This is a genomic window from Streptomyces katrae, assembly GCF_000966975.1.
Taxonomy (GTDB): domain Bacteria; phylum Actinomycetota; class Actinomycetes; order Streptomycetales; family Streptomycetaceae; genus Streptomyces; species Streptomyces katrae.
This window is the reverse complement of sequence record NZ_JZWV01000373.1, coordinates 1-10,854: the sequence shown is the minus strand read 5'-3', so window position 1 is coordinate 10,854 and position 10,854 is coordinate 1. Positions and strand designations below refer to the sequence as shown.

Here is a 10,854-nt window from a genome sequence, read left to right as displayed (position 1 = left end):
ATCAGGGCGGTGTCGAACTCCTCGGCGTCCATGCCCAGTTCACGTGCCACGTCGAGCAGTACGGCCTCGCCGCGCTCGCCGAGCTCGGCCGTCCTGGCCAGCACCGCCTCCGCGTACGGCCAGCCCTGCCCCTGCTCCAGGGCCTCCTCGGCGGCCTGCGCGGCGGCGAAGGCGTGCTTGTGCTTCTCCAGCGGGAAGTGGCGCAGCCGGATGTCCAGCCGGTCGCCGTAGCGGGCCCGCAGGGCGCGCACGTCGTCCAGAGCGCTGTGGCAGTCCGGGCACTGGAGTTCGCACCAGACGTCGAGGATCACGGAATCGGTCATGCGGACAGTCTCCCAGACCACCCGGGGGGCACCGGGGGAGGAGAACCGACCCCGAGATGTCCCGGAGATCGGGCCGTGCGGGGCCGCGGGCATGGCCGCGGCGGCGGCGGCCGGTGCAGGATGGAAGGGACAGATCGCCCACCGCAGACCGCCGGAGGACCGCATGCTCGCCGAGACCATATGTTCCGCGGTGTCCGCGGCGGGCCTGGGCATCGCCGCCGTGACCGCCTACCGCAGGCGCTTCCTGCGGGCCGCGCGGATCACCGGGTACGCCCTGGTGCCGGTGGGCCTGGTGCTGACCGGCGCGGTGCAGTGGCTGTCGGGGATGGTCTTCAAGCCGGCCGTGTGGATCGGCTTCGGGGTGCTCGGTCTGGCATGGGTGCTGCTCGTGACCACCCGGGCCCTGGAGCGCCGTGCCGTGGGAGGGTCCGGGAAGACCCCTGGGGCCGTCGCCCCGGCCGCCTCCGCGCCCGCCCTCGGCGGCGGGGCCACCGGCCCGTCCCCGAAGCCGCAGAGCGCCCCGGCGGAGGACTTCTCCGACATCGAGGCCATTCTGAAGAAACACGGCATCTAGGGGGTGTCCGGCCCCTAGCGCACCCGGCCGCTCTCGCGCGGGAGAAGCCCGGGGAAACCACCCGAAGTGAGGACAGAAGGCGAACTACCGCGTGATACATGGCGTGTTGGGGGCGCACGGGGCGTTCGTTGCGCGATCATCACCCCGACATGCTCGACACATCGCAGGGTGAGCCGACCGCTCCCGTCCCCGTTGCCGAGGCCCCCGTCGCCGAGGCCCCCGCGCCCCTCGGAGCCCCCGAAGCGCGCGGCTGTCTCTTCGCCCTGTCCCAGCCGCCGTTGATGATCTTCCTGGCGGTGATCGGGCTACTGCTGCTGCTCGCCGCCGTGCACGATCTCTACCTGCTCTGAGGCCTGCTCCGAGGCCCGCTCGGTGTGGCTGTCGGCGCCCTTGCGGCGCGCCCGGTACGCGGCCACGTGCAGCCGGTTCCCGCAGGTCCGGCTGTCGCAGTAGCGGCGCGAGCGGTTGCGGGAGAGGTCCACGAAGGCCCGCCGGCAGTCCGGGGCCTCGCAGCGGCGCAGCCGCTCCTGCTCGCCGGAGACCACGATGAAGGCCAGGGCCATGCCGCCGTCGGCCGCCAGGTGGTCGCCCACCGAGGCGCCGGGCGCGAAGTAGTGCACGTGCCAGTCGTAGCCGTCGTGGTCGGTCAGCTGGGGGGTGGTGCCGGCCGTGGCCACCAGCTCGTTGATCAGCGCGGCCGCCGCACGGGAGTTCGGCGCGGCGAAGACCTGCGCGAACTTGCCCCGTACCGTCTGGACCCCGGCGAGGTCGCGGGCGCTCAGCTCGCCGACGTCGCTGATCGCGTGCTCCACGACGAAGCCGCGCAGGGCCGCGACGTCCGCCAGCCCGTCGGGCTGGTCCGGCTCGGCCGCGGTGTTCACCAGCGCGACGACGACGTCGAGCGCGCGACGGGTGTCGTGGGGGATCTGCACGGGGTCGCTCCTGGGGGCCGGTCTGGCGGCGACGGGCCGCTGCCGCCGCTGGGGGCCGACTCTAGCGGTTGGCGTCAACAGGGCGCCCGGACAGCACTCCGGCGCCGGCCCCGCGGGTGGCTCCCGCGGGGCCGGCGCCGGTACTGCCGTATGGGGTTGTCCGTGCGGCACCGTCGCCCCGAGTCGGACGGTGCCGGGCGGCTGGGGGCCTGGCTCAGCTTTCGGCCAGGATGTGGGAGAGCTCTTTGTCGAGGTCGAAGTGCCGGTGCTCGGTCCCGGGCGGGACCGCGGCGTCCGTGCGCTTCAGGAACGACTCGAGGGCTCGTGCGGGTGCTTCCAGCAGCGCTTCTCCCTCCGGTGAGCTCAGGGCGATGCAGACGACGCCCTGACCGTGGCTGCGGGACGGCCAGACGCGGACGTCGCCGGTACCGGTAGGCCGGTGGAGGCCCTCAGCGAGGAGGTCACGGGCGAACACCCATTCGACCGTCTCCTCGGCGCCGGTGTGGAAGGTGGCGTGCACGGCGTAGGGATCGGCCGTGTCATACCGCAGGCCCGCCGGAACAGGCAGTGAGGACTCGCTCGACACAACGAGGCGCAGGTGCAGCTCGCAGCTGACCGTGGTGTTCATAAGCGCCAGGGCCTTTCGCTCAGTGTGCGCTCGGGGATTCGCACGTCGGCGAAATCGACATGCCACCTACGGTGCCGTTGTAAACCCCTCTGACCGTTTTGCGGACCTCTGGGTCCCTCGAACGGCGGATTCGAAGCACCATTCACGTGTGCTTCCGGCTCGGGTAGATTCGGCGCCATGGATACGGGGAGTGACCGCGGAACCAATGAATCCGCAACGGGCGACACGGCCGCCGAGGAAGCGACGCACGTCTCGAAGGCGCCCGCCTTCATCAAGGCCAACCGCAGCCTGCACCTGAGCTGGCAGGTCGGCGTCTTCATCGTCGGCCTGGCCGTCATCGGCGCCGGCGTCGCGATGCTCGTCCTGCCCGGACCGGGCTGGGTAGCGATCTTCGCCGGCCTGGCGATCTGGGCCACCGAGTTCGCGTGGGCCCACCTGGTCCTGCGCTGGACCAAGCGCAAGGTCACCGAGGCGGCGCAGAAGGCCCTGGACCCGAAGGTCCGGCGCCGCAACATCATCCTCACCAGCGCGGGCCTGGCCATCGCCGGCGCGCTGGTCGGGTTCTACCTGTGGAAGTACGGCCTCACACTGCCGTGGAACCTCAAGGACCAGTGATCGTCCGGAGGTGGTCATGGAGCACCGCTGACATGCGGTAATGTTTGCGGTGTGCCCGGGCGATTAGCTCAGCGGGAGAGCACTTCGTTCACACCGAAGGGGTCACTGGTTCGATCCCAGTATCGCCCACCGGGACAGGCCGGTCCGTCTGATGACGGACCGGCCTTCCGCATTTCCCGGCCCCTCCCCGGGGGCCGGCTCAGGCCGCCGCCGGGACCTCCGGGCGCAGCGGCCAGTGCGGGTCCACCGCCTCCGGGGTGCCCTGCCGCGCGAACCACGCCTGCAGCCCCCGCGCCTGCGCCGCGTGCCACACCGCCTGGAGCTGGTGCAGCTCCGCCGGGGTCAGCCGCTCCAGCCGGGCCGCGAACCGGCGCCCCACCGCCCGGACCAGCTCCAGCGAGGCCATCGCGTCCGCCGAGGCGTCGTGCGCCCCCTCCAGCTCTATCCCGTAGTGCGCGCACAGGTCCGTCAGCGTCCGGCGGCCCTTGCGGTAGCGGTCCAGGTGCTTGTCCAGCACCCGCGGATCCAGCACCGTCAGCGGCCGGTCGTCCAGGTACCGGGCGAGCGTCGACGCCCGGTGCCGGCGCAACTCCCGGTCCAGCAGCGTCAGATCGAACGGCGCGTTCATCACCACCACCGGCCGGCCCGCCATCTGCTGCTCGCTCAGCGCACGGGCTATCTCCTCCACCACCGGAGCCGGCCAGCGGCCGTGCCGCTGGAGGTGCTCGTCGGTCAGGCCGTGCACTTCCGTGGCGCCCCGGGGCACCGGGATGCCGGGATTGACCAGCCAGCGCGTGGCGCGGACCCGGCCGCCCGCACACTCCTGCACGACGAGCGCGGCGGACACGATCCGGTCCTGCTCGACGTCCACCCCGGTGGTCTCCGTGTCGAAGGCGGCCAGCGGCCCCTCGTACCAGCGTGTCATGGCGAACTCCTCGTCCCCGATCGGCAGACGGGGCGTACCGGGCGCCACCGCCCCGGGACCTGCCGCCCCCGCCGATTCCGTGATACCCGGGCTGTTTGCCCCGTACGCCGTTTGCGCCGAGCCGGGTGCGGAGACAACTCCCCTGGGGGGTCGTACACGTGACCGGCCGTCACCCCGCACGTCATCACGTCGTCACGTCACCACCACCCGCACGGCAGAGCCCGGAAGGCATGGGGGGCCGGCCATGGCGCTCGCGCAGCCCGAACCGGGCGGGGTGCTGGACGCGGACACCGGAGCGAGGACCGGTCCGCTGCGCGGCACGCTCGCCACCACCGCCTGCATGGAGACCCTCCAGGTGGGATACCTGCACGCCGTCGCGGCCGCCGCCGGCTGCTCGCTGTCCCAGCCGTTCCCGGACAACGGCATCGACTGGCACGTCAGCCACGGCGCGCCCGAGCACGCCGTCGACGACGAGGTCACCATCAAGGTGCAGCTGAAGGCGACCTACCAGGTCCCGCCGCGTCCGGCCGGGCCCACCTTCGGCTTCACCCTCGACAACGAACACCTGGTGAAGCTGGCCCGCACCCCGGTCGCCGTCCACAAGATCCTCGTCGTGATGCTCGTACCGCGGGAGCGGGAGCAGTGGCTGAGCGCCGGGCACGACCGGCTCGACCTCAGGCACTGCTGCTACTGGACCAACCTCGCCGGGCATCCGGTGACCGGCCGGCGCCGGACCACCGTACGGATCCCGACCGCGCGGATCTTCGACGACCGGGCGCTGTGCGAGATCATGACCCGGGTCGGGTCGGGAGGGACACCCTGATGGACCGTCACGCACCGCGCCCCGAAACCCGCCTGGAGCCGCTGCCGCCCCTGCTGCCGGCCCCGCCCGGCGCCCCCGATCCCGCCGAGGTCGACCCCCGGGTCCTCGGAGCGCTGCTGCACCGGCACGGCTGGCTGCGGCGCGGCGGGGCGGCGGGCCGCTACGGGCGCTGGACCCCGCCCGGGCACGCCGGCACCAGCCTGCTCGTCCCCGAGACCCGGACCTTCCCCGACTGCGCGGACCTGCTGGAGGAGGCCCTCACCGCACTGTCGCGCAGCGGGCTGCCGTCGGCGCGGGAGGTGCTGTTCGGGCTGAGCCTGCCCAGCGACGAGGTCCGGTGGGAACGCGAGATCCCCGAGGCGCCGTACGGGTTCCAGGGCGAGGCCGCCTGGAGCGCGCAGGAGCGGCTGCGCTCGGCGGCCCGCCGGCTGCTGCTGGCCGGGGCCCTCGCCGAACGCGCCCGCGCCGGGTACTACGGGGCCCGCCACCGCGCCCAGGCCGAACGGGCCCTGGACGGGGTGCTGGTGGGGCCCGGACCGGACGGGCGCCGGCTCGCCGCGTACGTTCCGGTGGACGGCGGCCGGGGCCTGGTGACGCGGCTCCACCACGCACTGCACGCCGCCCGCGAGGCGGTGGACTACCAGCGGGCCACCGGCGGCATGGAGGCCTTCGACTCGGCCGTCGCGGCCGGCGTCAGCCGGGAGCTCGCCGACGCGCTGATCGCCCTCGTCCAGGGTTCGGAAGGGGCCCGCGTCGCGCTGGCCTGGGCCCCGGCCGCCGGGGTCCCGGCCGGGTGCGCGGCGCGGCCCGAACCGGTGGAGTTCTCGCCCGGCGACCTGCCCGTGCTGCGCGAGGCCTCCGCCCGCTACACCCGCGCCGAGCCGGCCGTCGCCGTGCGGCTGACGGGGGCGGTCGTACGGATGCGGCGGGCGGCCGCGGGCGGCGGGGGGACGGTCCGGCTGAGGGTCCTGGCCGGGGCGGACGTCCCGTACGTACGGGCCGCGCTCGACGAGGAGGCGTACCGGATCGCCGTCCACGCCCACCTGGCGGGCCTCCCGGTCCGCGTCAGCGGCCGCCTCTCCCGGCGGGGCGGCTTCCGCCGGCTGACGGACGCCGCGGACGTGACCCCGGTCCCGCTGGACGAGGGGGAACGGGACCGGCTGATCAAGTCCCTCGACGCCTCCTTCGACCCCGAGGACGTCCTGCCGTCCGACGACTGAGCCCGCCCGGCCGAGGGCCTGTCCGCCCGTTCCCGCCGGGGCCCGGACGGCCGGCCGGGCCCTACGGGGCCGGGTCGCCGGCGTCCGCGGACGGGCCGCCCACCGCGGGGGTGAGGGGGTCGCCGCGTTCGACCGTGACGGGGATGCCGCCGGTCAGCTGCTCCAGACGGGCCTTGAGGTCCTTCGACGCGGCGCCCTCGGCGGTGCTCGTCACCACGATCCCCGAGGCGTCCGGGGCCGGGGAGAAGCTGTAGAGCGGGAACAGCGGGCGGCCCTGGTCGGCGGTGAGCCGGGCCACGCCCTCGTTCAGCGCACGCCGGGTGTAGCGGCTCAGGTACAGGTCCGCGCGCCCCGGATCCACGGCCGGGTCGGCCTTCCGGGCGGCCTCCAGCAGCAGCCGGCCCCGGCCGAGGTCGGTGACGCACAGCGCGACCCGGCCGGCCGGGTGGTCCGTGATCTGGGCCCCGTAGACGTCGGCGAAGGCCCCCCGGCCCTGCGCCCCGACGGCCTGCGACAGACGGGCGGCCTCGGGGGTGTTCACGGGGGTCCCGCCGACGGTGGCGGGCGGTGCGGTGTGCGCCGCGCGGTCGAGGACCGGACAGGCGGCGGCCGGCCCGGAGGGCGGGAGCGGCGCGGGAGCCCCCGGTCCGGAGGCGGCGGTGCCGCAGCCGCCCACGAGGGCGGCGGTGAAGAAGGCGAGGCCGGCGAGCGTGACGGCGGTGCGACGCATGATCATCCCCCTGGGACACCTGCGCTCGGACGCCGCTGGGACGTACGGAGCCGCCGACGGGTTCCGCCTCCCGCTCAGGCCGCGCCCGGGGTGAGCGTGAACGAGGCCATCCGCAGCCCGGGGACGGGGGAGAAGTCGCCGCCCCGGACGAAGCCCAGCCGCTCGTACAGGGCCACCGCCGGGGTGTTGTCCGCCCCCGTGGTGACCTCCACCGGGCGGCCCGGGAAGAGCTCCTCCAGCGCGTGGCGCAGCAGCAGCGAGGCCACGCCCCGGCGGAACCAGGCGGGGTCCACGCAGAGCCGGTCGAGGCCGACCGGCCCGCCGGCCGCCGGCTCCTCCCAGGCCAGGAACCCGGCGACGGCCCCGTCCGGCCCGACCGCACCCAGCCACTCCAGCGCCCGCCCCCGCATCTCGTCGAGGCTCTCGCCCAGCGCGGGGATCCCGTCGAACCCGATCAGCTCCGCCTCCACGGTGTACGCGGCCCGCCCGATCCGGTGCACGGCGACGGCGGTCGCCTCGTCGGCCAGGTCCAGCGGACGGACGCGGGGGTGCGGCATGCGAGGGGTCCTCTCGGGGCACGGCGGACACGGCCCGGCCACGCTACCGGCGCTCCCGGCGGTACGCGCCGGGATTTCCCCGCCCCGCCCCGCCCCCGTCAAGGCACCCCGCACAACCGTTTAGCGGCGCGGCCGCTCCGCTCGGTACGATTCACACGCGCCGGAACCACCGGCGCGTTCCCCGCCCGGCTCCCGCCGGGGAGGGCCCCCAGAGTTCAGGAGAAACCGGTGTCAGACGTCCGTGTGATCATCCAACGCGATTCCGAGCGGGACGAGCGCGTGGTGACCACGGGCACTACGGCGGCCGAGCTGTTCGCCGGTGAGCGCACCGTCATCGCCGCGCGCGTCGCCGGCGAGCTGAAGGACCTCTCGTACGAGGTCCGGGACGGCGAGACCGTCGAGCCGGTGGAGATCTCCTCCGAGGACGGCCTGAACATCCTGCGCCACTCGACCGCGCACGTCATGGCCCAGGCCGTGCAGGAGCTGTTCCCCGAGGCCAAGCTGGGCATCGGCCCGCCGGTCCGCGACGGCTTCTACTACGACTTCGACGTCGCCAAGCCCTTCACTCCCGATGACCTCAAGACCATCGAGAAGAAGATGCAGGAGATCCAGAAGCGCGGGCAGCGGTTCGCCCGCCGCGTGGTCTCCGACGAGGCGGCCCGTGAGGAGCTCGCGGACGAGCCCTACAAGCTGGAGCTCATCGGCATCAAGGGCTCCGCGTCCACCGACGACGGGGCGAACGTCGAGGTGGGCGGCGGCGAGCTGACCATCTACGACAACCTCGACGCCAAGACCGGCGAGCTGTGCTGGAAGGACCTCTGCCGCGGTCCCCACCTGCCCACCACCCGCAACATCCCGGCGTTCAAGCTGATGCGCAACGCGGCCGCCTACTGGCGCGGCAGCGAGAAGAACCCGATGCTCCAGCGCATCTACGGCACCGCGTGGCCGTCGAAGGAGGAGCTGAAGGCGCACCTCGACTTCCTCGCCGAGGCCGAGAAGCGCGACCACCGCAAGCTCGGCAACGAGCTCGACCTCTTCTCCATCCCGGACGAGATCGGCTCCGGCCTCGCCGTCTTCCACCCGCGCGGCGGCATCATCCGCCGGACCATGGAGGACTACTCGCGCCGCCGGCACGAGGAGGAGGGCTACGAGTTCGTCTACTCCCCGCACGCCACCAAGGGCGCCCTCTTCGAGAAGAGCGGCCACCTGGACTGGTACGCGGAGGGCATGTACCCCCCCATGCAGCTCGACGGTGGTACCGACTACTACCTCAAGCCCATGAACTGCCCGATGCACAATCTGATCTTCGACGCGCGCGGGCGCTCCTACCGTGAGCTGCCGCTGCGCCTGTTCGAGTTCGGCACCGTGTACCGGTACGAGAAGTCCGGCGTGGTCCACGGCCTGACCCGGGCCCGCGGCTTCACCCAGGACGACGCGCACATCTACTGCACCCGTGAGCAGATGGCCGAGGAGCTCGACCGCACCCTCACCTTCGTGCTCAACCTGCTGCGCGACTACGGTCTGACCGACTTCTACCTGGAGCTGTCCACCAAGGACCCGGAGAAGTTCGTCGGCTCGGACGAGGTCTGGGAGGAGGCCACCGCGGTCCTCCAGCAGGTCGCCGAGAAGCAGGGCCTCCCGCTGACCCCCGACCCGGGCGGCGCCGCCTTCTACGGCCCGAAGATCTCCGTGCAGGCGCGCGACGCCATCGGCCGCACCTGGCAGATGTCGACCGTCCAGCTGGACTTCAACCTGCCGGAGCGCTTCGACCTGGAGTACACCGCGGCCGACGGTTCCCGCCAGCGCCCGGTCATGATCCACCGCGCGCTGTTCGGCTCGATCGAGCGGTTCTTCGCCGTCCTGCTGGAGCACTACGCGGGCGCCATGCCGCCGTGGCTGGCCCCGGTCCAGGCCGTCGGCATCCCGATCGGCGACGGGCACGTGGAGTACCTGCAGGAGTTCGCCGCCGAGGCGAAGAAGCAGGGCCTGCGGGTCGAGGTGGACGCCTCCTCCGACCGGATGCAGAAGAAGATCCGCAACCACCAGAAGCTCAAGGTCCCGTTCATGATCATCGTCGGTGACGAGGACATGGCCGCGGGCACCGTCTCCTTCCGCTACCGCGACGGTTCGCAGGAGAACGGCATCCCCAAGGACGAGGCGCTGGCGAAGCTGGCCAAGGTCGTCGCGGACCGCGTCCAGGTCTGACCCGGCCCGAAGGCCCCCGGAGCGATCACCAGGTGATCACTTTCCGGGGGCCTTCCTCGTTCCTCCGGGCAAGGTCATATGCTGCGTCCTATGACGATTGAGCCGGAGCAGCAGATCGGTGTGGGCACGCAGGACGCGTTCCAGCGTCTGTGGACGCCCCACCGGATGGCCTACATCCAGGGCGAGAACAAGCCGACCGGCCCGGAGGCCGGGGACGGCTGCCCCTTCTGCGGGATCCCGGAGATGGCCGACCAGGACGGCCTGGTCGTCGCGCGCGGCAAGCACGTCTACGCCGTGCTCAATCTGTACCCGTACAACGGTGGCCACCTGATGGTCGTCCCCTACCGGCACGTCGCCGACTACACGGAGCTCGACGGCCCGGAGACGGCGGAGCTGGCCGAGCTGACCAAGCGGGCCATGGTCGCGCTGCGCAAGGCGTCCGGGGCGCACGGCTTCAACATCGGCATGAACCAGGGCGCCGCCGCCGGCGCCGGCATCGCCGCGCACCTGCACCAGCACATCGTGCCCCGCTGGGGCGGGGACACGAACTTCATGCCGGTCGTCGGGCACACCAAGGTGCTGCCGCAACTCCTCGCGGACACCCGCCAGATGCTCGCCGACGCCTGGCCGAACGACTAGCCGGAGCCGGACGGCCGGGCCGTCCGCCGCTGTGCCAGGACCGCCTCCACGTCGAACTCGGCGAGCTTCAAGGGCGGTCCCGGCGGGGGCCGGCGCAGGGCGGCGCGGATCTTCTCGTTGATCTCCGCGAGCACCGCCCTGGCCCCGGCCTCCGTAGGGGCCGCCAGGGCCGCCTCACGGGCGTCCTCGGCCTCCTTGCGCAGGGCCAGCGCGGGCGGCAGCGGGGAGAAGCCCTCGCGGTGGAGCTTCCCCTTGATCCACCACAGTTCGTCGTACGGGGCGTCCAGGGAGGCCAGCGGCTTGCCCAGGCCCGGCAGCCGGGCGAACTCGCCCCGGTCGGCGGCCTCCCTGATCTGCCGGTCCACGAAGGACTCGAAGCTGACCCCGGGCGGCTTGCGCTCGGTCACGGCGGCACCTCCCCGGGCCGGATCGGACCCCTCCAGCCTACCTAGGCGTCGTAGACGTCCGCCTTGCGCGGGGCCGGCTCCTGGATCAGGCCGTTCATGATCGAGGAGCGGTTGGTGAAGGCCGAGGTGTCCACGCCGTTCTCGTCCAGCACCTGGAAGGCCGCCGCGTGCACCGCCCGCAGGACCGGGGCCACGGTGCGCAGGGCGTCGTCCGCCATGAAGCGGTGGCGCCACATCGAGCCCGCCCAGACGTGCCGCAGGCCGAAGGGCTCGGGC

General features: G+C 73.2%; 14 protein-coding genes, 1 tRNA gene and 1 pseudogene. 8 read left to right on the top strand and 8 right to left on the bottom strand.

Features of this window, described 5'->3' with window-relative positions:
* A partial coding sequence (locus tag VR44_RS14500; RefSeq protein WP_045947892.1) for a DsbA family protein occupies positions 1–323 on the bottom strand: 323 nt, incomplete at its 3' end.
* A gap of 163 nt (positions 324–486) precedes the next feature.
* Here VR44_RS14500 and VR44_RS14495 point away from each other — a divergent pair.
* Positions 487–897 carry a hypothetical protein gene (locus VR44_RS14495; RefSeq protein ID WP_045947895.1) on the top strand — a complete coding sequence of 137 codons (411 nt, stop codon included), beginning with the start codon at positions 487–489 and terminating at the stop codon, positions 895–897.
* Positions 898–1,046: 149 nt separating this feature from the next.
* Positions 1,047–1,247, top strand: a complete 201-nt coding sequence (locus VR44_RS14490; protein WP_045947894.1) for a hypothetical protein — start codon at positions 1,047–1,049, stop codon at positions 1,245–1,247.
* Here VR44_RS14490 and VR44_RS14485 read toward each other — a convergent pair.
* Together VR44_RS14485 and VR44_RS14480 are read right to left on the bottom strand one after the other, a co-directional pair.
* Positions 1,203–1,829, bottom strand: a complete 627-nt coding sequence (locus VR44_RS14485; protein ID WP_045947891.1) for a CGNR zinc finger domain-containing protein — start codon at positions 1,827–1,829, stop codon at positions 1,203–1,205. The two genes, VR44_RS14490 and VR44_RS14485, sit on opposite strands and share 45 nt — an antisense overlap.
* 214 nt (positions 1,830–2,043) lie before the next feature.
* The gene (locus VR44_RS14480) at positions 2,044–2,457 is read right to left on the bottom strand and encodes an SsgA family sporulation/cell division regulator (RefSeq protein ID WP_030011909.1); all 414 of its coding nucleotides are present in this window, start codon (positions 2,455–2,457) and stop codon (positions 2,044–2,046) included.
* A 177-nt stretch (positions 2,458–2,634) separates the two neighbouring features.
* On the opposite strand from VR44_RS14480, the gene VR44_RS14475 reads away from it, so the two are divergent.
* Both VR44_RS14475 and VR44_RS14470 read left to right on the top strand, forming a co-directional pair.
* A complete protein-coding gene (locus tag VR44_RS14475; RefSeq protein ID WP_045947890.1) occupies positions 2,635–3,072 on the top strand; it encodes a TIGR02611 family protein in 438 nt (145 codons plus the stop codon).
* 57 nt (positions 3,073–3,129) lie between these two features.
* Positions 3,130–3,201, top strand: a tRNA-Val gene (locus tag VR44_RS14470).
* Between the two features lie 70 nt (positions 3,202–3,271).
* Here the strand turns inward: VR44_RS14470 and VR44_RS14465 are convergent.
* Complete coding sequence (locus tag VR44_RS14465) at positions 3,272–3,997, bottom strand: 3'-5' exonuclease (RefSeq protein WP_045947893.1); 726 nt, start codon at positions 3,995–3,997, stop codon at positions 3,272–3,274.
* 244 nt (positions 3,998–4,241) lie between these two features.
* Here VR44_RS14465 and VR44_RS14460 point away from each other — a divergent pair, with 244 nt between their 5' ends.
* Both VR44_RS14460 and VR44_RS14455 read left to right on the top strand, forming a co-directional pair.
* Positions 4,242–4,820 (top strand): DUF4365 domain-containing protein, encoded by a 579-nt coding sequence (locus VR44_RS14460; RefSeq protein ID WP_045947889.1) that lies wholly within the window; start codon positions 4,242–4,244, stop codon positions 4,818–4,820.
* A complete protein-coding gene (locus tag VR44_RS14455) occupies positions 4,820–6,040 on the top strand; it encodes a hypothetical protein (protein ID WP_045947888.1) in 1,221 nt (406 codons plus the stop codon). The genes VR44_RS14460 and VR44_RS14455 overlap by 1 nt, the downstream gene beginning before the upstream one ends.
* A gap of 61 nt (positions 6,041–6,101) precedes the next feature.
* On the opposite strand, the gene VR44_RS14450 is transcribed toward VR44_RS14455, so the two are convergent.
* Both VR44_RS14450 and VR44_RS14445 read right to left on the bottom strand, forming a co-directional pair.
* Entirely contained in the window at positions 6,102–6,776 is a 675-nt protein-coding gene (locus VR44_RS14450) for a hypothetical protein (RefSeq protein WP_045947887.1), read from the bottom strand.
* Positions 6,777–6,844: 68 nt separating this feature from the next.
* A complete protein-coding gene (locus VR44_RS14445; RefSeq protein ID WP_045947886.1) occupies positions 6,845–7,327 on the bottom strand; it encodes a GNAT family N-acetyltransferase in 483 nt (160 codons plus the stop codon).
* A 228-nt stretch (positions 7,328–7,555) separates the two neighbouring features.
* Between VR44_RS14445 and thrS the strand changes: the two genes are divergently transcribed.
* Positions 7,556–9,532 (top strand): threonine--tRNA ligase, encoded by a 1,977-nt coding sequence (thrS, locus tag VR44_RS14440; RefSeq protein ID WP_045947885.1) that lies wholly within the window; start codon positions 7,556–7,558, stop codon positions 9,530–9,532.
* 78 nt (positions 9,533–9,610) lie between these two features.
* A complete protein-coding gene (locus tag VR44_RS14435) occupies positions 9,611–10,171 on the top strand; it encodes an HIT family protein (protein WP_045947884.1) in 561 nt (186 codons plus the stop codon).
* Here the strand turns inward: VR44_RS14435 and VR44_RS14430 are convergent.
* Positions 10,168–10,578: a DnaJ family domain-containing protein gene (locus VR44_RS14430; protein WP_045947883.1), complete on the bottom strand. Its 411-nt coding sequence runs from the start codon at positions 10,576–10,578 to the stop codon at positions 10,168–10,170. The two genes, VR44_RS14435 and VR44_RS14430, sit on opposite strands and share 4 nt — an antisense overlap.
* Positions 10,579–10,619: 41 nt before the next feature.
* Positions 10,620–10,854: pseudogene (locus tag VR44_RS14425) on the bottom strand (hypothetical protein); the annotation flags it as partial.